The organism is Cognatishimia activa (assembly GCF_026016445.1).
In the GTDB taxonomy this organism is placed as follows: Bacteria; Pseudomonadota; Alphaproteobacteria; order Rhodobacterales; family Rhodobacteraceae; genus Cognatishimia; species Cognatishimia activa_B.
The window spans coordinates 1,581,225-1,605,064 of record NZ_CP096147.1 but is presented as its reverse complement, the minus strand read 5'-3'; the positions used below and the strand labels follow the sequence as shown (position 1 = coordinate 1,605,064).

24 protein-coding genes, 1 other RNA gene and 1 pseudogene are annotated in these 23,840 nt (G+C 54.7%); 17 read left to right on the top strand and 9 right to left on the bottom strand.

Annotation, left to right across the window (positions count from 1 at the left end; all coding sequences use genetic code 11):
* The first annotated feature begins 13 nt into the window (after window positions 1-13).
* The 3 genes from M0D42_RS08005 to rnpB all read left to right on the top strand — a co-directional run bounded on the left by M0D42_RS08005 (window position 14) and on the right by rnpB (window position 1,824).
* A complete protein-coding gene (locus M0D42_RS08005; protein WP_265021061.1) occupies window positions 14-679 on the top strand; it encodes a hypothetical protein in 666 nt (221 codons plus the stop codon).
* On the top strand, window positions 679-1,368 hold the full coding sequence (locus tag M0D42_RS08000) for an N-acetylmuramoyl-L-alanine amidase (protein WP_419195965.1): 690 nt from the start codon (window positions 679-681) through the stop codon (window positions 1,366-1,368). Before M0D42_RS08005 ends, M0D42_RS08000 begins: the two co-directional genes overlap by 1 nt.
* Before the next feature lie 88 nt (window positions 1,369-1,456).
* Window positions 1,457-1,824, top strand: an RNA gene (gene rnpB / locus M0D42_RS07995) — RNase P RNA component class A.
* A 14-nt stretch (window positions 1,825-1,838) separates the two neighbouring features.
* On the opposite strand, the gene M0D42_RS07990 is transcribed toward rnpB, so the two are convergent.
* Window positions 1,839-2,291, bottom strand: a complete 453-nt coding sequence (locus M0D42_RS07990) for a potassium channel family protein (RefSeq protein ID WP_265021059.1) — start codon at window positions 2,289-2,291, stop codon at window positions 1,839-1,841.
* A 176-nt stretch (window positions 2,292-2,467) separates the two neighbouring features.
* Between M0D42_RS07990 and M0D42_RS07985 the strand changes: the two genes are divergently transcribed.
* The 4 genes from M0D42_RS07985 to M0D42_RS07970 all read left to right on the top strand — a co-directional run bounded on the left by M0D42_RS07985 (window position 2,468) and on the right by M0D42_RS07970 (window position 5,811).
* Window positions 2,468-3,952: an MFS transporter gene (locus tag M0D42_RS07985; RefSeq protein WP_265021058.1), complete on the top strand. Its 1,485-nt coding sequence runs from the start codon at window positions 2,468-2,470 to the stop codon at window positions 3,950-3,952.
* Window positions 3,953-4,063: 111 nt separating this feature from the next.
* Window positions 4,064-4,816, top strand: coding sequence for an SDR family oxidoreductase (locus M0D42_RS07980; RefSeq protein ID WP_265021057.1), 753 nt, complete (start codon window positions 4,064-4,066; stop codon window positions 4,814-4,816).
* A gap of 175 nt (window positions 4,817-4,991) precedes the next feature.
* Window positions 4,992-5,159 (top strand): 50S ribosomal protein L33, encoded by a 168-nt coding sequence (gene rpmG, locus M0D42_RS07975; RefSeq protein ID WP_007814563.1) that lies wholly within the window; start codon window positions 4,992-4,994, stop codon window positions 5,157-5,159.
* Between the two features lie 139 nt (window positions 5,160-5,298).
* Window positions 5,299-5,811, top strand: coding sequence for a GNAT family N-acetyltransferase (locus tag M0D42_RS07970; RefSeq protein WP_265021056.1), 513 nt, complete (start codon window positions 5,299-5,301; stop codon window positions 5,809-5,811).
* Between the two features lie 27 nt (window positions 5,812-5,838).
* On the opposite strand, the gene M0D42_RS07965 is transcribed toward M0D42_RS07970, so the two are convergent.
* The 3 genes from M0D42_RS07965 to M0D42_RS07955 form a co-directional block, all read right to left on the bottom strand.
* Entirely contained in the window at window positions 5,839-6,282 is a 444-nt protein-coding gene (locus M0D42_RS07965; RefSeq protein ID WP_265021055.1) for a DUF3299 domain-containing protein, read from the bottom strand.
* A 134-nt stretch (window positions 6,283-6,416) separates the two neighbouring features.
* Window positions 6,417-7,154 (bottom strand): Bax inhibitor-1 family protein, encoded by a 738-nt coding sequence (locus M0D42_RS07960; protein WP_265021054.1) that lies wholly within the window; start codon window positions 7,152-7,154, stop codon window positions 6,417-6,419.
* 136 nt (window positions 7,155-7,290) lie between these two features.
* A complete protein-coding gene (locus M0D42_RS07955; protein WP_265021053.1) occupies window positions 7,291-7,500 on the bottom strand; it encodes a DUF1127 domain-containing protein in 210 nt (69 codons plus the stop codon).
* Window positions 7,501-7,626: 126 nt separating this feature from the next.
* Here M0D42_RS07955 and M0D42_RS07950 point away from each other — a divergent pair, with 126 nt between their 5' ends.
* Entirely contained in the window at window positions 7,627-8,520 is an 894-nt protein-coding gene (locus M0D42_RS07950; RefSeq protein ID WP_265021052.1) for a LysR family transcriptional regulator, read from the top strand.
* A gap of 1 nt (window position 8,521) precedes the next feature.
* Here the strand turns inward: M0D42_RS07950 and M0D42_RS07945 are convergent, their stop codons facing one another.
* Window positions 8,522-9,481: an NADPH:quinone oxidoreductase family protein gene (locus M0D42_RS07945; RefSeq protein WP_265021051.1), complete on the bottom strand. Its 960-nt coding sequence runs from the start codon at window positions 9,479-9,481 to the stop codon at window positions 8,522-8,524.
* Between the two features lie 288 nt (window positions 9,482-9,769).
* On the opposite strand from M0D42_RS07945, the gene M0D42_RS07940 reads away from it, so the two are divergent.
* The 4 genes from M0D42_RS07940 (at window position 9,770) to M0D42_RS07925 (ending at window position 12,966) form a co-directional block, all read left to right on the top strand.
* On the top strand, window positions 9,770-10,138 hold the full coding sequence (locus M0D42_RS07940; protein WP_265021050.1) for a helix-turn-helix domain-containing protein: 369 nt from the start codon (window positions 9,770-9,772) through the stop codon (window positions 10,136-10,138).
* Between the two features lie 62 nt (window positions 10,139-10,200).
* The gene (gene hisN / locus M0D42_RS07935; RefSeq protein ID WP_265021049.1) at window positions 10,201-11,001 is read left to right on the top strand and encodes a histidinol-phosphatase; all 801 of its coding nucleotides are present in this window, start codon (window positions 10,201-10,203) and stop codon (window positions 10,999-11,001) included.
* A 121-nt stretch (window positions 11,002-11,122) separates the two neighbouring features.
* Window positions 11,123-12,478, top strand: a complete 1,356-nt coding sequence (locus M0D42_RS07930) for an 8-oxoguanine deaminase (RefSeq protein ID WP_265021048.1) — start codon at window positions 11,123-11,125, stop codon at window positions 12,476-12,478.
* Window positions 12,478-12,966: a CAP domain-containing protein gene (locus M0D42_RS07925; RefSeq protein WP_265021047.1), complete on the top strand. Its 489-nt coding sequence runs from the start codon at window positions 12,478-12,480 to the stop codon at window positions 12,964-12,966. Before M0D42_RS07930 ends, M0D42_RS07925 begins: the two co-directional genes overlap by 1 nt.
* Window positions 12,967-12,972: 6 nt before the next feature.
* Here the strand turns inward: M0D42_RS07925 and guaD are convergent.
* A pseudogene (gene guaD, locus M0D42_RS07920) lies at window positions 12,973-14,280 on the bottom strand (guanine deaminase).
* A gap of 121 nt (window positions 14,281-14,401) precedes the next feature.
* Between guaD and mgtE the strand changes: the two are divergent.
* The 4 genes from mgtE to M0D42_RS07900 all read left to right on the top strand — a co-directional run bounded on the left by mgtE (window position 14,402) and on the right by M0D42_RS07900 (window position 19,151).
* Window positions 14,402-15,799: a magnesium transporter gene (mgtE, locus tag M0D42_RS07915; RefSeq protein ID WP_265021046.1), complete on the top strand. Its 1,398-nt coding sequence runs from the start codon at window positions 14,402-14,404 to the stop codon at window positions 15,797-15,799.
* Window positions 15,796-16,365, top strand: a complete 570-nt coding sequence (locus tag M0D42_RS07910) for a 5-formyltetrahydrofolate cyclo-ligase (protein WP_419195964.1) — start codon at window positions 15,796-15,798, stop codon at window positions 16,363-16,365. The genes mgtE and M0D42_RS07910 overlap by 4 nt, the downstream gene beginning before the upstream one ends.
* Window positions 16,366-16,438: 73 nt before the next feature.
* Window positions 16,439-17,254, top strand: coding sequence for a TIGR00282 family metallophosphoesterase (locus M0D42_RS07905; RefSeq protein WP_265021045.1), 816 nt, complete (start codon window positions 16,439-16,441; stop codon window positions 17,252-17,254).
* A gap of 112 nt (window positions 17,255-17,366) precedes the next feature.
* On the top strand, window positions 17,367-19,151 hold the full coding sequence (locus tag M0D42_RS07900) for an SLC13 family permease (protein WP_265021044.1): 1,785 nt from the start codon (window positions 17,367-17,369) through the stop codon (window positions 19,149-19,151).
* A gap of 67 nt (window positions 19,152-19,218) precedes the next feature.
* Here M0D42_RS07900 and M0D42_RS07895 read toward each other — a convergent pair whose 3' ends face one another.
* Window positions 19,219-20,991, bottom strand: coding sequence for an SLC13 family permease (locus tag M0D42_RS07895; protein ID WP_265021043.1), 1,773 nt, complete (start codon window positions 20,989-20,991; stop codon window positions 19,219-19,221).
* Window positions 20,992-21,144: 153 nt separating this feature from the next.
* Between M0D42_RS07895 and M0D42_RS07890 the strand changes: the two genes are divergently transcribed.
* Complete coding sequence (locus M0D42_RS07890) at window positions 21,145-21,885, top strand: YebC/PmpR family DNA-binding transcriptional regulator (protein WP_265021042.1); 741 nt, start codon at window positions 21,145-21,147, stop codon at window positions 21,883-21,885.
* 47 nt (window positions 21,886-21,932) lie between these two features.
* On the opposite strand, the gene M0D42_RS07885 is transcribed toward M0D42_RS07890, so the two are convergent.
* The gene (locus M0D42_RS07885; RefSeq protein WP_265021041.1) at window positions 21,933-22,805 is read right to left on the bottom strand and encodes a hypothetical protein; all 873 of its coding nucleotides are present in this window, start codon (window positions 22,803-22,805) and stop codon (window positions 21,933-21,935) included.
* 57 nt (window positions 22,806-22,862) lie between these two features.
* Window positions 22,863-23,744 carry a LysR family transcriptional regulator ArgP gene (locus M0D42_RS07880; protein WP_265021040.1) on the bottom strand — a complete coding sequence of 294 codons (882 nt, stop codon included), beginning with the start codon at window positions 23,742-23,744 and terminating at the stop codon, window positions 22,863-22,865.
* Between the last annotated feature and the right edge of the window lie 96 nt (window positions 23,745-23,840).

Here is a 23,840-nt window from a genome sequence, read left to right as displayed (position 1 = left end):
AAGAGGCAAGACGATGCGGTGGATTTTCAGCGGATGCGCAATTCTGGCACTGGCGGCATGTGATCCGCCGGTCCCTGACAGCGGGGCTGGCATTGGCTTTGACAATGATAATTTCCGTCGCTCGTCTCCCAGTGGCTTTGAACCGGTGATCCCACCGGCGCAGGCCGTTTCAGAAGAAACCTTGAACACATTGGATGCGACCCGTCCGGTAAACACGCATACCGCTGATGGGCGGCAGGTTGTCGAAGCCAGCCCGTCCAACCCGGCGCCTGTTCAGCTTGAGAATGCCGGTATCTCGGATGAGAACGACTTTACCGCGGTCGATTCCCGTCGCAGCATCGAAGACGATGCCAGACGCCGTGAAGCTATTGCCAATCAATATCAGGTTGTTGAGGCGACAAAACTGCCAACACGGACAGCGGCCGCTGGTCCAAACATTGTTGAGTTTGCCCTGCAGCACACGAACCCTCCGGGCAATCCGATCTACCAACGCTTTGGCCTGAACGCTGTTGCGCGGTTTGATAAGAACTGCCGGAAATACCCAAGTGCTGATCAGGCACAGATCGATTTCCTTGCACGTGGTGGACCTCAGAAAGACCGTCTCGGTCTGGACCCGGATGGCGATGGCTATGCCTGCAGCTGGGATCCGACACCATTCCGCAATCTGGGCCGCAACTGATGGCGCCCAAAGCGCCGCACGTGAGTCAATCCCCATCCCCAAATTTCGGGCCGCGTCGCGATGGTGCGACGCCATCTCTGATAGTGTTGCACTACACGGCTATGGCCTCGGCTGAGGCTGCCTGTAAAACGCTCTGCAATCCGGAGACCGAAGTCTCTGCACACTATCTGATTTCGTCAAAGGGACGGATTGACCAGCTCGTTCAAGAAGACATGCGCGCATGGCATGCTGGGGCAGGGCAGTGGGGGGATATCACGGATGTGAATTCCCATTCCATCGGAATTGAACTTGATAATCTTGGCACGCATGGATTTGCGGAACCGCAAATGGCCGCGCTGGAATGGCTCCTGCCGCAGATCATGCAACGCTGGTCAATCCTGCCAAAAAATGTCATCGCGCATTCCGATCTTGCGCCCCATCGCAAAATCGATCCCGGCCCCCGCTTTGACTGGAAACGCCTCGCTCTTCAGGGTTTAGCAGTCTGGCCGGACGCAGAACAAGCCACCGGAGACTGGACCGAAAACGCTGCGCGCTTTGGTTATCCTTTGGCCGGCCTTTCTGGCATCGAAGATCCCTTGGCAGCCTGTTTTGCAGCCTTCCGCAGTCGCTTCCGCCCCTGGGCAAAAGGGCCAGAAGATGCTGAAGATCGCCGCATCATGGCCCGGTTGGTGGCGCGTGTAGCCCCTTAGTTTCTTCTTTGCATAAATACTCAAATTAGGACCGCTCCTTGCGCGCCCCGTTGACGGCTCCTGTCCTACCCCCTATCACCGCTCTCGCACAGGGGGCTGGATGGCCGCGGGGCAACTCGAGGAAAGTCCGGACTCCACAAGGCAATGGTGCCGGGTAACGCCCGGCTGGGGAAACCCAAGGGATAGCGCCACAGAGAAGAGACTGCCCTGCTTGTCAGGGTGATGGTGAAACGGTGGAGTAAGAGCCCACCGCGGGACTGGCAACAGAACCGGCAAGGCAAGCCCCACCAGGAGCAATGCCAAATAGGGATCGCGCGCCGTAAGGCAGGGGTGTCTTGCCCCGAGCAGGTCCGGGTTGGCAGCTAGAGGGCATCTGGCAACAGGTGCTTTAGATGAATGGTCATCCAGAGAGGGCAACCTCTTGGACAGAATCCGGCTTATAGGCTCCCTGTGCGTAAATTACCTATTTATTAAGACGTGCGATCCGCCTTGCGCCCTTCAACGCGTTGCATGCGCCCGATCTGCCTGAGCGCATCGGTCAGCATTGCGGTCATCAGGCCAAACATCAGAAATCCATTTGCCCCGGTCATGCCACCCAGAAGGCGTTGATCCTGGGGCAGGCTGACGTCGCCCAGACCCAACGTGGAGTAAGCGACCAGTGAGTAATAGATCGCTTCTTCCCAGGAGGCAAAAACGGACATTTGTGCAAAGACCGCGGCCCATAGGAAGACACCAAAGGCCATGATCAGCATCGCGGAAACAACGGCCAGAAAGAAAACCAGAGCTGACATGCGCCGTCCCTGTGGTGCTCGTAATTTGGGTTCCAGCGCCAATAGGATTTCGTTCATCCACCACCAAACAATGCTGGCACCCACTAGTGAAACGAAAGTTATGAGCGAGCCGAGCAGCAATTGACTGAACATACCGGAAGTCCTTTTGGAGAAGCGAATTGCGCGTCGCCTTGATCGGCGGGATTCAATCAATTCACAATACCAATGTCCAGATGGGAGTTCTTAGATATTGATAAATAAGTAAACTTTGCCTTTGACCTCAACTTAACTTGAAGGATTATCAAGAGAGTCGCAATAAGGAGTCTCTCATGACGGACGCGACAAAAATAAACATGAATGAGGCCGAGCACGCTGTCGGCAAAACCCTTGACCTATCTGCATCTGACTATGTGCCCTGGTCCACTTTTCTAACTCGGAAAAACGTCGTGCCTTTGGCGCTTGTCAGCCTGGCGGTTTGGTTGCACGCGGGAGACTCTTTGGTGGTTGCCACGATGATGCCCACTATGGTCGCGGAAGTTGGCGGTGCATCTTTGGTGGGTTGGTCAATCTCGCTCTATCAGATCGGTTCTATTGTCGCCGGCGCCGCAAGTGCTCTTTTGACAATGCAATATGGGGTGCGCCGCGCCATGGCTCTGGCAGCGTTGGTTTTTGCCCTGGGATGTCTGGTAAGTGCTGCCGGTCGAACCATGCCCGAAGTTTTGGTTGGCCGACTTGTGCAGGGTTTTGGCGGCGGAGGGCTGGTCGCTATGTCTTTTGTTGCGGTCAGCCTGTTTTTTGAACCTAGGTACCGAGCACGGGCTCTCGCCGTCATTTCAACGCTTTGGGGCATTGCCGCCTTTCTTGGTCCTGTGATTGGCAGTTTCTTTGTAGCTTATGCCAACTGGCGGTGGGGGTTTGGCTTTTTTGCAGTGAAAGCGGTTCTATTAGCGGTTTGGATAGGGCTGTCGTCCGGCGAGAGGCCCCCACAGCTCGCCATGGCTCACGGAAGTTTTCCATTGCGTCGACTGTCGCTCTTGGCCTTTGCTGTGGTTCTCATTTCCTTTGCCGGTGTCGAAGTCGTACTGGGGCGCACGCTCCCACTGTGTCTTCTGGGATTGTTCACCCTGTATCACTTCCTGAGACTGGACCAGAAAGCTGGGGAAACGCGGCTCTTTCCCCGTGAACTTCTGGAATTCAAAAACCCCATCGGTGCGGGTCTTCTGATGTGCCTGAGCATGTCCTTCTCTACGGTTGGATTGTCGGCCTTTGGACCCTTGCTGTTGGCTGCACTGCATGAAGTAGGGCCTTTGCAGATTGGTTACGTAATCGCCTCTGCTGCGATCGGTTGGAGTGTTTTGGCTGTGAGCACCAGCGGCATAGCGGCTGCTCATCAGGGCGCAATGATCCGTCTGGGAATGGGGACGGTTGCGCTGGGAGTATTGGGGTTGGCCATTGCGGTGCCCTATGGTCCGCTCTGGCTTGTCGCCCTGTTTAGTTTTGCCGAAGGGGCGGGCTTTGGCATGTGCTGGCATTTCATCATGGGGCGCATGACCAGCATGGCACCGCAAGAAGAGGTGCAGCGTTTGTCGGGGGCGATCCCGACGGTGCAGCGCATCGGGTATGCGTTTGGTGCCGCCTACGTGGGTATTGTCGCCAATGCCAGTGGGATTTTGTCCTTGGACGTGCCGGAAAAAGCCACCAATGCTGCATTCTGGATCTTTGCCAGCAGCGCGCCGTTTGTCTTATTGGGATTGTTTGCTGCAGTATCGTTCACGCGCGCCCAAACAGAAGCTACCAACCGCGTGACACCATAATCCAGTTCTTGCGCATTGGCCTTCAGCTTGTGCGCAAGGCACAAGAACCGGGTCGCTACAAAACGGACTCAATCTCTAAGCAGAGCGCACCACAAACAAAAAGGTGCGCTCATGCAACTCAAGGACAAAACCATTATCATCACCGGAGCCAGCAGCGGGATCGGCGCGGCGGCGGCACTCCTCTTTGCCAAAGAAGGCGCAAGGCTGGTTCTAGCCGCGCGACGAGAGGCTGAACTCACGACGCTCGTGAATCAGATCATTCAGAGCAATGGTGAGGCCGTTATGCTGGCGGGCGACGTGCAAAGCGAAGACTATAATGCCGAGCTTGTATCTCTGGCTGTTGAGACTTTCGGAGGGCTGCAATGTGCCTTCAACAATGCTGGCATAATGGGCGAGATGTGCCCGATCCCACACATGGATGCAGATAACTGGCGCTCAGTCTTGGATGTGAACCTCACCTCAGCCTTCTTTGCGGCAAAGCATCAGATCCCTGCCATGAAGGCCACAGGCGCTGGATCGCTGGTATTCACCTCATCTTTTGTGGGTCATACCATCGGCTTTCCGGGCATGGGGGCCTATGCAGCGGCCAAGGCTGGGCTCGTCGGGCTTACGCAGGTACTTGCGGCGGAACACGGCCCAGAGGGCATTCGCGCGAATGCATTGCTTCCGGGTGGTACAAAGACACCGATGGCGGGGGATGATCTTGAGTTTCATGAATTTGTGAAAGGGTTGCACGCATTGAAACGCATGGCTGATCCCAAGGAAATCGCCCAAGCTGCAGCCTTTTTGCTATCTGATCAGGCTTCCTTCGTCACAGGAGCAGCCTTCCTTGCAGATGGTGGGAACTCGATCAACAAAACATAAAGAGCACAGGCTGTATGTAACCGGTCATCCTTGGCAATAAGGCAGGAAAAAATCCTGATTTCCGTGACATTTCCAAGCCACCCCAATTGACTCGGCCCGCCTGACCGTTAAAAGGCGGGCTTCATAGAGATTTCACGGGCATCTGAATTGTGCTGCCCGGCGCAGGAGAAGACCAATGGCGAAGCCGACCACAATTAAGATCCGCCTGAACTCGACCGCGGGTACTGGCCACTTCTACGTGACCAAGAAAAATGCACGTACCATGACCGAAAAGATGGTCGTCCGTAAATACGACCCGGTAGTGCGCAAGCATGTCGAGTACAAAGAAGGCAAGATCAAGTAAGATCACTTTCTGAGACACATGCAAAAGCCGCGCTACACCAGCGCGGCTTTTTGCTTTTCCAGACTAGGAAACCTCTAAAAAGCAAGTCCCGCGCTGAAGATGACAACAAACTTCAGACCATGACATTGGAACAGGGACCATGCCTTTTGACTATTCTATTCGACCCGCCATAGCCTCAGATGCCGAATCCATTTCGGCCATGATGACACGCAGCTACGGAGAGCTACTGCGCCCGGACTACAACCCGCGCATCCTTGCAAAGGCTTTGCCTCGCATCGGTCAGGCCCGCCCGGAGCTCTTGGGTTGTGGAACCTATTTTGTTGCGGAAACAAAAACTGGCGAAATTGCAGGGGCAGGGGGCTGGACAGACTTCAGCCCGACCCGTGGTCTTGGTAATCAAGGGGAAGGGCACATGCGCCATGTAGCCGTTGACCCAGCGCATTTACGGCGCGGTGTTGGCCGTGCGCTTGCACAGGCCGCCTTTGATAACGCCCGTGAAAGTGGGGTCACCGCGTTGCGCTGCATGAGCACGCTGACGGCAGAGGTGTTCTATCGGCAATTGGGCTTCACGCGCATTCAACCGATTGAGCTGACGCTCGAACCGGGTCTTTTCTTTCCTGCGATTGAAATGAAGCTATGTCTGAGAAGCTAGGCCCATGTGAGGCCTAGCGAGCGCGCATCACTGGATGATACGCGCATTCTTAAGAATGGCAGCTTGCCAAGTTTCCGGGTCCAGAACCGGTGTCAGGTCGCCGCGCAGTTGAATGCGTTTGGTTTCATCCAATACTGTGATTGGCTCTGCCAGAGTGACCTGCAGGTTTGCGCTGTGATCTGAATTGCCACAAAGCGGGCAGAGACCCATGTCAGACACAAGGATTAGATCGGTGACCTTTTCACCTGCATACATCGGCACAGCATAGCCAGTTATCTCGACCGATTGGCCGTTCATATCCATCTGGGATGGGAACTTTTTGCGCACCTCATAGGTGGTCTCGGTGACGATCTCTTCGATCTCGATCTGTTCGATCAATGTCCAAGCATCTGTTTCGGCCTGTGCGCCAGTGCTTGCTGAAGCGGCGGCAGAAGTGACTGCGGCTGCCAATGCGATCCTGCGGTTACACATGATTGTCTCCGGTTTTTTCGGGACATTGCCACGGTCATCGCACAATGTGAATCGATTTTTCTGCGGTTGGCGGAAGCCCGCACAAAAAAAGGCCAGCGAAATCGCCGGCCTTTCTGTAAGCAATGTTGCTCTGCTTATTCGCGGTTGCCAAGCAACTGCAGCAGGAACATGAACATGTTGATGAAGTCCAGATAGAGACTCAGAGCACCCATGATCGCAGATTTCGCCAACCATTCCTGATCGCCGTGATGTGCGTGCGCCAGGTAGGTGTTCTTGATGTTCTGTGTGTCATAGGCGGTCAGGCCTGCAAAGATCAGCACACCCAGAATGGTGATTGCGAAATGCAGCGCTGGAGAGCCCAGGAAGATGTTGATGATGGACGCGACCAGGATGCCGATCACACCCATGATCAGGAAGGAACCCCAACCGGAGATGTCTTTCTTAGTTGTGTAACCATAGAGAGACAGACCCGCGAAGGCGATCGCTGTCACGAGGAAGACTTGTGCGATGGAGAAGCCTGTGAAGGCCACAAAGATCCACGCCAAAGAAAGACCCATAACGGCGGCAAAAACGTAGAAGAACGTCTGTGCGCCAGCTGCGGACAGGCGGTTAATCGCTGCGCCGAACAGGAAGACCATGCCCAGCGGAGCAAACATCACAATCCAGCCGAGGATATTCGGGGACAGAGTGATCGGGTCACGGAAGATCGCCAGCAGGTTAGGGGACGTGCCCACTGCCCATGCAACTGCAAAAGTCAGCAGCATGCCAACGGACATGGTGCCATAAACTTTGTTCATATGGGCGCGTAGACCCGCATCAATCTCGGCAGCGCGTGCACCTGCGACGCCACGGATTGTGTCAAATTCAGCCATTAAAGCCTCCGATAGGTTGTCCTTTTCGTCCCGTCGCTCGCGCATCGGGCCTTTGAAAGGGAATATCGGTGCTCTTGGGAGGATTTTCAAGGAATTCCGGCACGGGGGAAGCCGGAATTCCTCTCAAATGTTCCAATTATCGGTGCCAGTTACAGGGCACATCGAAAATGGAACGGGAAACTTCTTGATTCACATCATATGGTGTCAGCCCCATATCGCGCAGTTCGCGATCAGATAGGGTGGCCAATGTCTTACGCTGGCGGCGCAGCTCAAAGAGATCGGCGAGGCTGATGCCCTTATCCAAAGAGACACCTGCGAAACGGCCAAAAGTGCTGAGGAACGTCATGGCTTTCTCCTTTCTTGGAATGTGATGCTTTCCTCGAGTTCAATCAAAACTCTTGATATAGATGCCTCATTATGAGACATTCTCAAAACGAATGTTTGTTAGGTGTATCATCAGGATATTTGATCAATGAGAAATCTCGACATAACGACTCTGCGCAGTTTCATTGCGGTGGCTGATCTGGGTGGCGTGACCAAAGCGGCTGGGTTCTTGAACCTGACCCAATCTGCGGTCTCGATGCAGCTGAAACGTTTGGAGGAGCTGCTGGGTCTGGCGCTTTTTGATCGCACCGGTCGGCGCATAATCCTGACAGCCCCAGGTGAGCAGTTGCTAGGCTATGCCCGGCGTATGGTGGCGTTGAACGATGAGGCTGTGCGGCGTCTGTCTGATCAAGAATTTGAGGGTGAGATCACCTTGGGGGTGCCTCATGACATCCTTTATCCGGCCATTCCGATTGTGCTGAAGCAATTACGGGCATCCTTTCCGCGCATCAAAGTCAATGTGGTGAATGAAAACACACACAAACTGCTGCCTGAATTTGAAAAAGGGCAATACGACCTGATCCTAACCACTGAACCGACACAGGGTGGCGAAACGCTCTGTGCGCTTCCATTGGTGTGGATCGGTGCTCCGGGCGGGGCCACATGGCGTCGTCGCCCTCTGCGGATTGCGCAGGGACGGAAGTGCTCTTTCAGACCACGTATGCTGGATTCACTGCAGCGCGATGGCATCGATTGGGAAAATGCGGTTGATACTGATTCAGACCGCTCAATCGAAGTCACGGTCGCTGCAGACATGGCGGTTTGCGCGATGATCGAAGGGACAGAGCCGGCCCAGCTAGAGATCATCGACCATGGTGGGGCTTTGCCAGACATCGGATTGCAATACATCAACATGCACGGTGCTGACCCCGTCAAAGGCGAGGTGGTTATGGAGATGGCAGAGTTGTTGCGCAAAGCCTTCCGCGGGTTGAGCGCACAGATCAGAACGCTCGATGTCTCCCGCCTGAAAAACGCCGGATAGGCTAGGGTGTAATAACCACTTTGCCGGTCGACTTGCGCGCTTTCAGGAGCGCCATGGCGTCCGCAGTTTTTTCAAGTGGAAGGCTGTGACTGATATGGGGTTTCAGCTTGCCTTCTTCATACCAAGCAAAGAGCTTGGCCATGCTTTCTGTCACAACAGAGGGCTTGTACTTAAGATATCCCCCCCAATAGACGCCGATGACCGTGAGGTTCTTCACCAACATGTGGTTGGCTGGAATTTGAGGAACATCTCCACTGGCAAACCCAATTGGCAACAGGCGCGCATCAGGATTTGAAGCGCGGAAGGCCGCTTTCCATTGATCCCCACCTACAGGGTCATAGACGACATCTGCACCACCGAGTGACTTCACCACCTCACGAATATCTTCGGTTGTGGCATCGATCAGGTGATCTGCGCCCGCAGCCTTTGCAATCTCAAGCTTTTCAGGCCCGCGAGCGCAGGCAATCACCGTTGCACCCATCAGCTTTCCGATTTCTACGGCGGTGAGGCCGACGCCACCCGCCGCGCCGAGTACGAGCAGCGTTTCACCAGGTTGCATGCGTGCGCGGTAATCAAGTGCCACGTGGCTGGTGCCATAGGCGATCTGAAAGGCGGCAGCGTCCTCAAACGACATCGAATCAGGAAGCTTTACTGCCCGGTCAGCAGGAAAACAGCCATATTCAGCCAAACCACCCTGTCCGCCGAAGACAGCAACACGATCTCCTTGTTGCAATCCGGTGACATTTGCACCTAAGGCGTCGACGACACCAGCGACCTCAAGCCCTCCGACGAATGGCGGCTCAGGCGTGTCCTGATAGGTGCCTTTTTGCATGAGAAGATCGGCAAAGTTGAGACCGCAGGCCTCAATTTTCAGCCTGATCTCAGAGTTGCCCGGTTCAGGCAGAGGTAGATCGACCAACGAAGGAGGTGTGTCAAAGGATTGAACCTGATATGCGCGCATGATTCGTATTCCTCGCGAAATTTATGCGCGTTTCTAAGGGTAATAGCGCAATTTTTGAACCCAAAACTCACATCACAAAAGCGTAAAACCTAGCAACCTAGGGTTATGTTGCGCATTTTGTATTCTCAAATAACTTGATCAATTTGACGAAGCTGCTACAAATGGGCTGCTGTTGTAGGGATGCGCAGCAAGCATCAAGACGTTTGGCCAGTGTGGGAGCTGGTTTTACGCCCGGCGGGCGACGGGAGAGCTTTGTCGGTTTGATTGTAATTAATTAGGAGTTATCCAATGACGCACCCCGTTGATGTGCATGTTGGCAAACGCATTCGGCACCGCCGTTGGCTTGTTGGCATGACCCAACAGCAGCTTGCTGAGCAAGTTGGTATTAAATTTCAGCAAATTCAAAAATATGAAACTGGCGCGAACCGCGTCAGCGCATCTCGCCTTTGGGATATTGCGGAAGCACTGGATGTCCCGGTGAGCTTCTTCTTCGAAGGTATTGGTGAGCGCGCAGAGGACAAAGCTTCTGGCTCTTTCCCTGCGGATCTGATGGGCGACAAAGAAGCCTTGGATCTGGTGCGTTCTTATTATGCGATCCCTGAAAATCAGCGCCGTCGCCTTTTTGAACTGGCACGCGTTCTAAGCAACGTTGCATAAGTCTGACGCTTGAGTTTTGCCCCCACCTGCGGTAGCGCGGCTATGGCAGGAGAGGGAAACCAATGCAGATTACTTCGCAAACACGCGCCGAACTTTTATCTGTGGCGCATGAAATGGCCGACGCTGCGCGTGCGGTCATTTTGCCGTTTTTCCGCACGGCCTCTCTGACGGCTGAAAACAAATTGGATGAGGGTTTCGACCCAGTCACAGCAGCCGACCGCGCTGGCGAATTGGCTATGAGAGATGTTCTTGAGCGCCGACGTCCTCAGGATGGGATCTTCGGCGAAGAGCTGGGGCAGACAGCGAGCGAATCTGGGCTAACTTGGGTGCTTGATCCCATTGATGGTACGCGTGGATTTATCAGTGGAACGCCCACATGGGGGGTGCTGATTGCGGTCAGCGATGAAACCGGACCGCAGCTTGGGATCATTGACCAACCTTATATTGGTGAACGTTTCGTGGGCGGGTTTGGTACTGCTGAGCTCAACGGGCCAATGGGCGCGATGCCCTTGAAAACAAAAGATACTTCTACTCTGTCTGATGCGATCCTTTTCACGACTTTCCCTGAAGTCGGTACATCTCAGGAACGTGCTGCTTTTGAACGAGTGTCCAATGAGGTGAAACTCACCCGGTTTGGAATGGATTGTTATGCATATGCGTTGGTCGCTTTGGGGCAAGCGGATTTGGTGATCGAGGCAGGGCTCAACGCCTATGACATTCAGGGGCCCATCGGCGTGGTCCAAGCAGCTGGTGGCATCGTGACTGACTGGGAAGGCAATCCAGCTCATGAAGGCGGAACGGCGATTGCTGCTGCAAATGCAGAGATTCACGCTCAAGCTTTAGCAATTTTGCGCAAGTCCTGATCTCCTGAATTGATTCTGATGGCGGGCTTGGCTAGCGTAGATTTGCGCTGAGTCCTTTGCCCGCTTTCTGTCAGCGCATCTCATCACCCTCCGAAACGGGCCAAAAGGAGTGGTGTTTTTTATGAACTCAGAAGGACAGCAAGAAACCCTGATCAAAGGGGCTGACGTCATCTTGACCATGGATGATCAGCGTCAAGAGTTTGATAGCGCAGATATTTTGATGCGCGATGGTGAAATTGTAGCGTTAGGGCAGGGGCTTAGTACCGATGGTGAAATCGTACACGCCCAGGGCTGCGTGGTCACTCCGGGGCTCGTGAACACACACCATCACCTCTTTCAAACACTGACGCGTGCCGTTCCGGCAGCGCAAGATGCATTGCTTTTTGGCTGGCTCAAGACGCTTTACCCGATCTGGGCGCGCTTTGGCCCGGAAGAAATCTATGTCTCCACGCAGATCGGCCTCGCTGAATTGGCGCTTTCTGGCTGCTCAATGACGTCTGATCACCTGTATCTCTTTCCTAATGGCGCGCGGCTTGATGACAGTATTGCCGCTGCCGCAGAAACAGGCATGCGGTTTCACCCCACACGTGGGTCGATGAGCATTGGGGAAAGTAAGGGGGGCTTACCTCCGGATTCTCTGGTTGAAGACGAGAAAGCTATTCTTGAAGACAGTATCCGCGTCGTTGATCGCTTTCACGATGCCTCCGAAAGCAGCCTGCTGCGTGTCGGTATCGCCCCGTGTTCACCCTTTTCTGTGAGCCGGGGATTGATGCAGGATGCGGCAAGGCTTGCGCGCGATAAGGGTGTCATGTTGCACACCCACCTTGCTGAGAACGATGAAGACATTGCCTATTCGCTTGAAAATTTTGGCTGTCGGCCCGGTCAATACGCCGAGGAACTGGGCTGGACCGGCGAAGATGTATGGCACGCACATTGTGTGAAGTTGGATGGCCAAGAGATTGATCTCTTTGCACAAACCAGAACGGGTGTTGCGCATTGTCCCTGCTCGAATTGTCGATTGGGGTCTGGTATTGCGCCGGTGCGCGCCATGCGTGATGCGGGTGTGTCGATCGGTCTTGGTGTAGATGGATCGGCCAGCAATGACAGCAGCAATTTGATGGAAGAAGCCCGTCAAGCCATGCTGTTGCAACGGGTTCAAAACGGGGCAGATGCGATGAGTGCGCGTGAAGCTCTGGAGATCGCAACGCGAGGCGGGGCCGAGGTTCTGGGCCGACCTGAATGTGGTCAGATTGCAGTCGGAAAGCGGGCTGATATCGCGATCTGGGATGTCTCTGACATCGATACATCAGGCAGCTGGGATCCAGCTGCGTTGGTACTGTCGGGGCCCCGAAAAGTACGAACACTCTTCGTAGAAGGTGTCGAAATTGTGCGTGATTTCCACATGTCTGCCATAAACCTGCCATTAATCGTTGAAAAACAGAACAAGCTTGTGGGGGCATTGCAGGAGACACTGTGATGTCAAATCTGGACTTTACGAAAGGGCGTTCTCCGAAGCCTAGCATTCGGGTTCGAGCGCTGGCTTTCATGTTCGCCGCTGCCGCCCTTGCAATTCCAACCTTCGCACAATCCGAGCCAAATCGGGATGTTGCAAGTCTGACCAATCAATATCGCGCGCAATATGGGCTGCCACCCCTGCGCGTTTCCGTAAATCTTGAACAGGTTGCCGAGCTGCATGGCCGTGACATGGTGCGCAATCGTTTCTTTTCGCATTCCGGTTCTGATGGGTCTGATATTGGCGACCGTGCCTTGCGCGCCGGCTACCGCTATTGCGTGATTGCTGAAAACATTGCGCAGGGTCATCGCTCTGCACGGGATGTGGCCAAAGGCTGGATGAAATCTGCGGGTCATCGCCGAAATATGCTGGATCGATCAGTCACGGAGATCGGCGTGACACGCGGGCAGGGCAACACCTGGGTGATGGTTCTGGGCAGTCGCTCCTGCTGAGGTCGATTAGGCGGCCTTCCCGTTGATCCAGACTGCGCGAATGGCGCGGTCATCTCCCATCATGATGGTGGGGAAGATGTTTTCCCATATATCTTCGGCTTTGCTGGTGCGCTGCGCGATGGCTTCAGTGCTTGCCAGATCCAGCACAACCAAGTCAGCCTCCATACCCGCTGCGAGATTTCCGATCCGATCATCCAAATGTAGGGCGCGCGCGCTGCCCTGCGTCGCCAACCACAGAAGTTGAGATGCATGCAGAGGGTTATGGCGTAGTTGCGCGACTTCATAAGCCGCCGCCATGGTGCGCAGCATGGAAAAGGATGAGCCGCCACCGGTGTCTGTTGCAAGTCCAACGGTGTGGCCATTCGCCATCAAGCCGCCCATGTCAAACAGGCCTGACCCAATGAAAGTATTGGACGTTGGGCAATGTACCAATGCCCCACCCACTTCTTTCAGCCGCGCTTTTTCCCGGTCTTCTAAGTGAATGGCATGCCCATAAAGACCGCGCTTACCTAAGAGACCAAATTTCTCATAGGTGTCCAGATAATCGCGCGCTTCCGGATAAAGGCCCAAAACCCATTCGATTTCATCGGTTTGCTCAGAGAGGTGCGTTTGCATCAGACAATCTGGATGCTCCGCCCAAAGTGCTCCCATGGCTTCTAGCTGCTCCTGCGTCGATGTTGGGGAAAACCGAGGTGTAATGGCGTAGCTCAGCCTATCCACATTATGCCAGGTCGACAAAAGCTGTTTGCTCTGGTCATAAGCAGTTTGCGCTGTGTCCATTAGCCCATCAGGCGCATTCCGATCCATGCAGGTTTTGCCTGCAACCACGCGCTGTCCACGCAGTTGAGCTGCTTCAAAAAATGCATCCACAGACACCGGGTGAATGGTGCAATAGCTCGCAACAGTCGTGGTGCCATGTGCGGTGGTCAGGTCCAAATAGCGCCCAGCGATCTCAGCTGCGTAGGTCTTTGAAGAAAAACGCATTTCTTCTGGGAACGTATAGCTGTTAAGCCAGTCAATCAGTCGCTTTCCCCAGCTCGCAATAATCGCTGTCTGGGGTTAGTGCGCATGCGCATCCACAAACCCGGCCATAATCAGACCTTTACCGTAGTCCACGACGCGCGCCATCGGGTTAAGCGGTCTGAGAGTTTCCGCCGATCCAACCGCAGCCACTATGCCGTCACGGATCAACACCGCGCCTGAGGTTTCAAACTGCACGGCTTCTTCAAAAGGCACCTCAAATGGGCTGGCCTTAAAGCTCAGCGTTTGCCCCAGCAACAATGTGGTGGTTTGTTCATCAGTTTGGTCTGACATGCTCGTCCCTCTCAAAAGAAGGATAGCCGGGTGCATCTCTGGAGTAAATTGGATTGAGTTTTGCCCGTGATCTCCCCTATGGTCGCGACCAACCCAGAATATCACGGCAGGGAGGCGAATCTTGGTGGAATTAGAAGATCAGATCGCACCCGAAACGGAACTGGACGAGGATGATGTCTATATCCTCGACCGGCGCGAGGTTGCGGCGGTTCTTGAGGCGGTAGAAGCCGGGGATCGCGACCAGCTTTTGGTATTGATGGAGCCGATGCACGCGGCTGACATCGCCGACCTTCTGGAGCAGATCAATCCCAACGAACGTGAAGGTCTGATCCGGCTCTATGATAAGGAATTCGAAGGTGAAATCCTTTCTGAGCTAGATGAAAACATCCGTGAAGAGGTCATGGCGGTCCTGCGCCCTGAAACGCTTGCCGAGGCGGTTCGGGACATGGAGTCTGACGACGTTGTCGACCTGCTTGAAGATTTGGATGAGCCGCAGCAGGAAGCCATCCTTGAAGTTCTGGAAGATGCGGACCGTGTCGCGGTAGAGCAAGCGCTAAGCTATCCAGAGTTCTCTGCCGGTCGCCTGATGCAGCGCGAAACCGTGATGGCGCCGGAACATTGGACGGTTGGGGACGCGATTGATTACATGCGCGACGCTGAAGAGCTGCCAGAGCAGTTCTATCACGTCATTCTGGTCGATCCGCGCATGCGTCCTGTCGCCAATGTCACCTTGGGCAAGATCATGGGCGCGCCCCGCACAACGCCTTTGAAAAATCTCTCTGAAGAGATGTTTCAGGTCATTCCTGTGACCCAGGATGAGGGTGACGTGGCTTATGCCTTTAACCAGTATCACCTGATTTCTGCACCGGTTGTGGATGAAGACGATCGATTGGTCGGCGTCATCACCATCGATGACGCGATGGGGGTTCTGGACGAAGAGCACGAAGAAGACATCCTGCGCCTTGCGGGTGTTGGCGAAGAAAGCTCGCTGTCTGACCGGGTAATGGAAACCACGCGTCAGCGTATTCCTTGGCTGGCTGTGAACCTCGTGACAGCGATCCTTGCTTCACTTGTGATTGCACAATTTGAAGCCACCATCGCGCAATATGTGGCGCTTGCCGTTCTGATGCCCATTGTTGCCTCTATGGGCGGGAACGCGGGGACACAGTCTTTGACCGTTGCGGTGCGTGCCATTGCCACCAAAGACTTAACCAGCGCCAACGTCTGGCGGGTTATCCGCCGTGAGGTGCTTGTGGGGCTCGTGAATGGTATCGTCTTTGCCATCATTATGGGGATTGTGGGCGTCATCTGGTTTGGCACGCCGATGCTTGGCGTGGTGATCGCTGCCGCAATGGTGATCAATCTTGTCGTGGCTGGACTTGCAGGCACAGGCATTCCTGTGTTGCTTGAGAAAATCGGCATAGACCCTGCCTTGGCCTCTGGGGCCTTCGTGACAACGGTCACGGATGTGGTTGGTTTCTTTGCCTTTTTGGCTCTGGCAGGTGCGGTATTACTATGATGGATCAAGATTTGGCAGCGCGTAAGGACGCTGCTCGAAAAGCGGGGTTTGCGCGCCGCAAACAAGCGTTTGAAAGCGCCACTCCGGGCCAATCGGCTTATCTTTCAGAGTTTCTCGCAGGCTATCGCGGCGTGCCAGTGTCTGGCTTTATGCCAATCCGGACAGAGATCAATCCGATCCCAGCTATGGCAGAGGCGGCGGCCCATGGCACAGTTGGCGTGCCGGTAATCCAGGGGGCAGGGCTTCCCCTGAAGTTTTCAGAATGGGAGCCAGACGCGCCTATGAAAGATGGGCCCTTTGGGGCCAAGATTCCCGTAGAAGATCGTTTCTTTGAGCCAGAGATTGTCATCGTCCCTCTGGTGGCTTTTGACAAGAATGGCGGGCGTCTTGGGTACGGCGGAGGTTTCTATGACCGCACGCTGGAACTCTTGCGAAGCAAACGCGCGACGCTGGCGTTGGGCTTTGCCTTTGATGCCCAAGAGGATGAAAACCTGCCTCTGGAAGCAACAGATCAACCCCTGGACCTAATCATCACCGAAAGTGGCATTCGCGACCTGAAAGCCTAAGCTTCTCGTAAAAGTACCCGATTGCCCCATTCTGGCTTGCCCTTACCGCAAGTCACCTATACGCGATTACCCCATGAAAATACTGTATCTTGGTGATGTCATGGGCCGCGCGGGCCGCAACGCAGTCAAAGAGCACCTGCCACGTCTGCGTAAAGAGTGGCGGCTCGATTTCGTTGTTGTGAATGGTGAAAACGCCAGCAATGGAATGGGGCTCAGTGGAGATCACGCAAAGGGGCTTTTCGAAGCCGGTGCCGACTGTGTGACACTTGGCGATCATGCCTTCGATCAGAAGGATATGATGCAGTATATTCAAGAAGATACCCGCGTTATTCGGCCGCTGAACTACGCTCAAGGCGATGTGCCAGGCAGGGGATTCCGCATCTTTGATGTGCGCGGCAAGAAGGTGCTCGTACTGCAGGCGCTGGGGCAGGTCTTTATGAAACGCCCCTACGCTGATCCATTCTCAGCGGTGGATCGCGTGTTGAAATCCCACCCGCGCGGCGGGCTCGTGCAGGCGATTATCGTTGACATGCATTGCGAAGCCACCTCTGAAAAAATGGGAATGGGCCATTTCTGCAATGGTCGCGCTTCTTTGGTGGTTGGCTCTCACACCCATGTACCAACAGCGGACACGCAAATTCTCGACAAGGGCACTGCCTTTCAGGCGGATGCGGGCATGTGTGGCGACTACAATTCTGTGATTGGTATGGAAAAGGCCGAGCCCATGCGCCGTTTCATCACTGGCATGCCAAAGGCGCGATTCACGCCGGCATTGGGAGAAGCCACTCTGGCGGGCGTCGATGTCGAAACCGATGACCGCACCGGCGCAGCCACCCGGATCGAGATGGTCCGTCAAGGCGGTCGCCTCAGTCAGGCTGGACCTGTCTAAACCCTTATCGGGGAAAGATTTCCCTCAAAGCCGAGAAAGGCTTGCCCCCGCCTTTTGCATGAGGGATGCTTTGCCTACGTGCAGAGAACAATAAGGGGGCGTTCCGGCACCTATGGAATACCTAGAGTTTTCCCAGACCACCCAGGCCATACTGACACTGGCAACCGTCGGTGTGATGTTTATCCTCTTTCTCAGAGAGACATTCCCAACCGAAGTGGTCGCCATCGCTGGCGTCTCTGCTTTACTGCTTTTAGGCGTCTTGCCTTATGAACAGGCCCTGACGGTGCTCTCAAACCCGGCACCCTGGACGATTGCGGCCATGTTCATTGTCATGGGGGCTTTGGTACGCACCGGTGCGCTTTCAGCCTTCACAGCGATCGCCGACCGCAAAGCCAAAACCAATCCGCATTTGGCCGTTGCCATGTTGATGGTCTTTGTGGTGATTTCTTCGGCCGTGGTCAGCAACACGCCGGTGGTTGTTGTCATGATCCCGGTCTTCATTCAGCTTAGCGGAACCCTGGGCGTTTCCGCCAGTAAGCTTTTGATCCCACTTAGTTATGCGGCCATTCTTGGCGGTACGCTGACCTTGATCGGCACCTCTACCAATTTGCTTGTCGACGGTGTGGCACGGGCGCAGGGTCTTGAAGCCTTTTCCATTTTTGAAGTGACACCACTCGGCATTCTTCTGGTGCTCTGGGGCATGTTCTATCTGCGTTTCATTGCACCTATTTTGCTGCCTGATCGTGACAGTATGGCGAACCTTTTGGGCAATCGCAGTCAGATGAAGTTCTTCTCGGAAGCGGTCATTCCGCCAGAGTCCAACCTGATTGGCCGCGAAGTCACCGGGGTACAGCTCTTTAAGCGTGAAGGCGTGCGTCTGATCGACGTGGTGCGCGGCGATACCTCTCTGCGTCGTAGTCTAAAAGGCGTGGAACTGCAGGTCGGAGACCGCGTGGTCCTGCGCACCAAAATGACAGAGCTTCTCAGCCTACAGCGGGATAAATCCCTCAAGCGCGTGGATCAGGTGAGTTCGGTTGAAACCAATACCGTAGAGGTGCTGATCACTCCGGGTTGTCGCATGGTGGGGCGTCGCCTAGGATCTCTGCGCCTGCGTCGCCGCTATGGTGTCGATACGCTCGCTGTGCACCGCAAAAACCAAAACATAGGCCTGCAACTGGATGATCTCATTGTGCGGGTCGGGGATACACTCCTGCTGGAAGGCACCGCGGAAGATATCCAGCGTCTGGCAGCAGATATGGAGCTGGTTTCTGTGAGCCAACCAACAGAGCGCGAATACCGCCGGGAGCACGCCCCCATTGCCTTCGCGGCATTGATCGGTCTTGTGGCTCTGGCGGGCCTCGGTGTTGCACCAATTTTTCTACTCGCCATTCTTGCAGTCGCTGTGGTTCTTGTCACCCGTTGCATTGATGCCGATGAAGCCTTCGCCGCTGTCGACGGCCGCCTATTGGCGTTGATTTTCTCTATGCTTGCCATCGGTGTGGCACTGGAAAGCTCCGGCGCGGTCAGCCTGATCGTGGAGGGAATTGCACCTTATCTTGGCATGCTACCGCCATTTCTCGTGGTTTGGGCCATTTATCTTTTGACTTCGGTATTGACCGAAATGGTCTCAAACAACGCGGTCGCTGTGGTCGTTACCCCCATCGCTGTTGGATTGGCCGACGTAATGGGCATCGACGCGCGCCCCCTCGTCGTGGCCGTCATGGTCGCTGCCTCCGCGAGCTTCGCAACACCTATTGGCTATCAGACCAACATGCTGGTCTATGGTCCCGGCGGTTATCGCTTCAGTGACTTCCTGAAGGTGGGCATCCCCCTTAATCTCAGCATCGGCTTGCTCGCCAGCGCTGTGATCCCCTTCATTTGGCCGCTGGTCCCGTAATCTCTTCTTCCTTGCAAAAATACTCTTGGGTGAAGCGCAAAGCGCTGAGGGGCAAAGCCGCTTCCCACTATAGCGGCCAGAAAAGCAGGATCGACGGGATCGAAACAGCCACCACAAGGATTTCCAACGGCAACCCCATACGCCAGTAGTCGCCAAAATGATAACCGCCCGGACCAAGAATGAGCGTGTTGTTCTTATGCCCGATGGGGGTGAGGAAGGCAGCGCTTGCCGCCACGGCCACTGCCATCAAAAAGGGATCCGGTGACACACCAAGAGATTGCGCCATTTGAATGCCCACTGGTGCTGCCACAATTGTTGTCGCTGTGTTGTTCAGGACATCACTCAGAGTCATGGTCACCAGCATCAGCACCGTCAGAATAGCCCAGGCGGGCAAGCCTTCTGTCAAACCGACAAGAGTGCCCGCGATCAGCTCAGTGCCTCCGACACGCTCTAGGGCGGCCCCCAAAGGGATCATGCTGCCCAGAAGAACAACAACCGGCCATTCGATATGAGTGTAAAGCTCAGAAAGAGGTACAATTCGGGTGAAGACATAGGCCATGACGACCAAACCCAAAGCGATTGGCAGGTAAACGATACCCAAGGCTGCAGCCATCACAGCCCCGACAAAAAGCCCGATAGCCAGCCAGACTTTACTATCCGCTGTCACGGCCAAACCGCGATCTGCTAAAGGCAGGCAGCCCAGCCACTCCGTGATATCTGCACCGCGGTCTTTGGGGACCAGCAGCAAAAGAATATCACCGGCGCGCACCTCTGTTTTGCGGAGGTGCTGTGTCACACGGCGACCTTGCCGCGACAGACCCATCAAAACGGCGCCCTGACGCCAGGCCAAGCCAATGCGTTCCGCGGTTTTGCCCGCAATGCGCGATGTCTCAGGGACCACCACTTCAACCACATCCAGACCTTCTCCAGCCGCATTCAGGCGCTCTTCGCGCTCAACGTCTGAAAAGTTCAAACCCAACGCTGCCCGAAATTCATCCAAAGCGTCCGGCGTTGCTTCCAAAATCAAAGTGTCGTGCGCCGCCAGCGCAACATTGCGCGCGCGGCCGTAGCGACGTTTTCCATCCCGCATCAGCCCCAGCAAAGCTACGTCAGCTTTTGAGGCATCTTCTTCCAGTTCCGCCAGCCGTTTCCCAATCAGTTTGCTCTCATCGGGAACGGTCAGCTCAGCCACATATTCTGTGATGTCAGCCATGGCCTGGCCTGCATCTTCGCGTTTGGGAATAAACCGCCACCCCACCAGGGCCACAAACGCCAGACCCGCGATCGCCGTCAGCCCGCCTACGGGAGCAAAATCAAACATTCGAAACGGCGCTCCCAGGGCATCTTCCCGGATTGATGCAATGATGATGTTCGGAGGCGTGCCGATCAACGTGGCCATGCCGCCGAGAATGGTGGCGAAAGACAATGGCATCAACGAGAGGCCCGGGCTGCGGCCTGCTTTGCGCGCGGTCTGCACATCCACTGGCATCAGAAGTGCCAGTGCCGCCACGTTGTTCATAAAGGCAGACAACACACCGCCAATGCCCCCCATGAGGGCGATATGCCCGCCCAGGCTGCGAGAGCTATCCACCAGTGTCCGTGTGATCAGGAAAACAGCGCCTGACCTAACAAGTCCCGCTGAAACCACCAGCACCAAGGCAACCACCAGGGTGGCGGGGTGCCCAAACCCTGAAAACGCGTCTTTTTCTGGAACCACCCCCAGCAAGACTCCGATCAAAAGGGCAGAGAAAGCGACGAGGTCATAGCGAAATTTACCCCATAGCAAGAACCCGAAAACTCCTCCGAAAAGGGCAAATAGAATGATCTGATCCTGCGTCATGGTCTGCCTCTGATTGTCTTTTCTTAGCCAAACCCAGGCGAGACCTGCAGGCAAGGGGAAAAGCCCGGAACCTGTAACTTGCAGCCCAACCCGACCTTGCGGTATAGGATGCAAAACCTTGAAAAACACTGATCAAAGAACAGGACATTACGCATGGCCGGCCACAGTAAATGGGCAAACATCCAGCACCGCAAGGGACGTCAGGACGCCGCGCGGTCCAAGCTGTTTTCTAAACTCGCAAAAGAGATCACGGTTGCCGCGAAAATGGGCGACCCGGATCCGGATAAGAACCCACGTCTGCGTCTGGCTGTAAAAGAAGCCAAAAGCCAATCGGTTCCAAAAGACGTGATCGAACGCGCGATTAAGAAAGCGGTTGGCGGCGACGCGGAAAACTATGATGAGATCCGCTATGAAGGCTACGGCCCGAATGGCGTTGCCGTCATCGTGGAAACCATGACCGACAACAAGAACCGTACTGCCTCTACCGTGCGTTCTACCTTCTCTAAAAATGGCGGCAATCTCGGCGAAACCGGCTCTGTCGGATTCATGTTCGAGCGCAAAGGCGAAGTTGTTTATCCTGCGACGGCGGGCGACGCTGACGACATAATGATGGCAGCGATTGAAGCCGGTGCAGAAGACGTGGAAAGCTCTGAAGATGGTCACATCATCTATTGCGCTGACACTGATCTAAACGATGTGTCTAACGCGCTTGAAACAGACCTCGGTGAATCTGAATCCACCAAGCTGATCTGGAAGCCAACCACCACCACCGAGCTCGGTCTGGAAGATATGCAAAAGCTTATGAAACTGGTGGATGCGCTTGAAGATGACGATGACGTTCAGCGCGTAACAACAAACTTTGAAGCCTCCGACGAGGTTATGGCGCAGCTTTAAGATCTGTCTGACATCTGAAATATGAAACCCGCCTTAAGGCGGGTTTTTTATTGAGTCGTGATCCCAGCGCTCAGGAGCTCTCGACGGGTAGGATACCAAATGGCATTGCGATTGAGATCAAAGATTTCATCCACGAAATCCAAGCTCACGCCACGCTCAAGATAGAATTGTTGATCGATACGCATCTCGCGAAGCGGGCTCAAATGCGGTTGAACCTGAGCAAAATCCAAGCCGTAGCGATGGAAGCCAAGCTGCCCTCCGATGCCAACAGTGCGATTTTGCCCGGCCATAAAGACCAATAGGCAGGATGCACTGCACTCATGGGTCACATGTGTATCCAATCCGCGACGCGCTACGTCTTCTGCCAAACGGCGTGCTTCCTGAACATTTCCGCCCGCGCTGTTCAGTACCAGAGTATCAATCTTATTTGATTCCTCAAAAGTCGGCTCGATCTGTGTGGCAAGCCCTTGAGTGATTACGCCTTTGAAGATGACCTGAGTACGGTCGCGAGAGATTTCCGCCACAAAACGCTCTCCAAGCGCTGCCGGGCTGGAAGATGCGCTTTTAGGCTCGTGACGAAGGACCGATGATGTATCTGTACTGATGATGAGCAACCACCAGGTCAACATCATTGCGATGGCCGCGAAGAAAAAGAATACGTAGCCAAAGACCACAGGCCAAAATCGTCCTGTATATTGCAAATGCAGACCAGCCACGTTGTTGTATCTGACGAGGGCCCACATAAAGCTGAAAAGATCAGTGGCCAAGACACAAGCCACCAGGGCTAAGGGCAGGGGTTGCAGAAACGTCAAACCAGCGACGCAGCAGCTGATAACCAAACGCAACAGAACGCCCTGCACCCAAAGGATGCCGGCGAATGTTGGCCCTTGGCGGACCGTATCTGTTGTAATGGCGCTCATGCGAACTCCGGTCGAAATACAAGTCTCCGAGGAGCTGAATGACCGGTCGCTAAGGCGTTATTGTGGCAGGGATTGGATTGTTGTTTGGCAAATGCGGCGGGTTAGGGGCGCCAGCAGCTCTTTGTAAAGCCGGCTAACTTGCCAATAAAGAGGCACGTCCAATGTGGCCTTGGAGTGAATTTCAACAAGCTTGCCGTTGATCAGCTCTTCTTTGATCAACGCCAGAGGGTTCAATCCCCAACCTAACCCGGCTTGAGTCGCCCGCGCATAGGCTTCGGAAGAGGGGATCAGGTGGAATGGGGGGCGTATTTTCCCAGGGAAATGGCGGTCGAGCCACTGAAAGAGGAGATCGTCTTTTTCATTGTAGCGCAGCATCGGAGCCCGTGCGATCGACACCGCGTCCATGCCATTTGGGAAGTATACCTCCACAAAGGACGGGCTTGCGGTGGCAACATAGGTCTGTTTACCCAAATAATGCACGTCACAACCGGCAAGTGCCGCACCGTTTGACGTGACCGCCGCAGCCACTTCACCGCGGCGCAATAGATCATCAGAGAAATCCTGATCGTCTACATGGATGCCATAAAGATATTCGGGAACTTCAGCGACAGCGTCCAGGAACCAGGTCGACAGGCTATCTGCGTTGGTTGCAATGCGTAGGCGGCCTTGTTGGGTATCCACTTGCTTGCCCAGGTCGACTGCCAGCGCCTGTTCCATCGCCTGCATATGATCCGCATGGGCTGCAATTCGAAGGCCTGCTTCGGTTCCGGAACAGGGTTTTTCGCGGTGCACGAGTTTTACACCCACATTTTCCTCGAGCGCCTTCAACCGTTGGGATATAGCGGATTGCGTGACACCAAGTTCTGCAGCCGCAGCCTCAAAACTGCCATTTCTGAGTATGGCGGATAGTGCTCTTAGATGTTGGCCGTCTAACTTCATAAGGGAATCTTATTTTGGGTCACAAACTTTAATTTGAATAATCAAAGATTTGCGGCGATACAAGAGATGCGAAGTGGAGATTTCAATTGTACGAAG

Coding starts and splice junctions, on each gene's coding strand:
- M0D42_RS08005 (WP_265021061.1), top strand. CDS start 14: ATGCGGTGGATTTTCAGCGGATGCGCAATTCTGGCACTGGCGGCATGT.
- M0D42_RS08000 (WP_419195965.1), top strand. CDS start 679: ATGGCGCCCAAAGCGCCGCACGTGAGTCAATCCCCATCCCCAAATTTC.
- M0D42_RS07990 (WP_265021059.1), bottom strand. CDS start 2,291: ATGTTCAGTCAATTGCTGCTCGGCTCGCTCATAACTTTCGTTTCACTA.
- M0D42_RS07985 (WP_265021058.1), top strand. CDS start 2,468: ATGACGGACGCGACAAAAATAAACATGAATGAGGCCGAGCACGCTGTC.
- M0D42_RS07980 (WP_265021057.1), top strand. CDS start 4,064: ATGCAACTCAAGGACAAAACCATTATCATCACCGGAGCCAGCAGCGGG.
- rpmG (WP_007814563.1), top strand. CDS start 4,992: ATGGCGAAGCCGACCACAATTAAGATCCGCCTGAACTCGACCGCGGGT.
- M0D42_RS07970 (WP_265021056.1), top strand. CDS start 5,299: ATGCCTTTTGACTATTCTATTCGACCCGCCATAGCCTCAGATGCCGAA.
- M0D42_RS07965 (WP_265021055.1), bottom strand. CDS start 6,282: ATGTGTAACCGCAGGATCGCATTGGCAGCCGCAGTCACTTCTGCCGCC.
- M0D42_RS07960 (WP_265021054.1), bottom strand. CDS start 7,154: ATGGCTGAATTTGACACAATCCGTGGCGTCGCAGGTGCACGCGCTGCC.
- M0D42_RS07955 (WP_265021053.1), bottom strand. CDS start 7,500: ATGACGTTCCTCAGCACTTTTGGCCGTTTCGCAGGTGTCTCTTTGGAT.
- M0D42_RS07950 (WP_265021052.1), top strand. CDS start 7,627: ATGAGAAATCTCGACATAACGACTCTGCGCAGTTTCATTGCGGTGGCT.
- M0D42_RS07945 (WP_265021051.1), bottom strand. CDS start 9,481: ATGCGCGCATATCAGGTTCAATCCTTTGACACACCTCCTTCGTTGGTC.
- M0D42_RS07940 (WP_265021050.1), top strand. CDS start 9,770: ATGACGCACCCCGTTGATGTGCATGTTGGCAAACGCATTCGGCACCGC.
- hisN (WP_265021049.1), top strand. CDS start 10,201: ATGCAGATTACTTCGCAAACACGCGCCGAACTTTTATCTGTGGCGCAT.
- M0D42_RS07930 (WP_265021048.1), top strand. CDS start 11,123: ATGAACTCAGAAGGACAGCAAGAAACCCTGATCAAAGGGGCTGACGTC.
- M0D42_RS07925 (WP_265021047.1), top strand. CDS start 12,478: ATGTCAAATCTGGACTTTACGAAAGGGCGTTCTCCGAAGCCTAGCATT.
- M0D42_RS07910 (WP_419195964.1), top strand. CDS start 15,796: ATGATGGATCAAGATTTGGCAGCGCGTAAGGACGCTGCTCGAAAAGCG.
- M0D42_RS07905 (WP_265021045.1), top strand. CDS start 16,439: ATGAAAATACTGTATCTTGGTGATGTCATGGGCCGCGCGGGCCGCAAC.
- M0D42_RS07900 (WP_265021044.1), top strand. CDS start 17,367: ATGGAATACCTAGAGTTTTCCCAGACCACCCAGGCCATACTGACACTG.
- M0D42_RS07895 (WP_265021043.1), bottom strand. CDS start 20,991: ATGACGCAGGATCAGATCATTCTATTTGCCCTTTTCGGAGGAGTTTTC.
- M0D42_RS07890 (WP_265021042.1), top strand. CDS start 21,145: ATGGCCGGCCACAGTAAATGGGCAAACATCCAGCACCGCAAGGGACGT.
- M0D42_RS07885 (WP_265021041.1), bottom strand. CDS start 22,805: ATGAGCGCCATTACAACAGATACGGTCCGCCAAGGGCCAACATTCGCC.
- M0D42_RS07880 (WP_265021040.1), bottom strand. CDS start 23,744: ATGAAGTTAGACGGCCAACATCTAAGAGCACTATCCGCCATACTCAGA.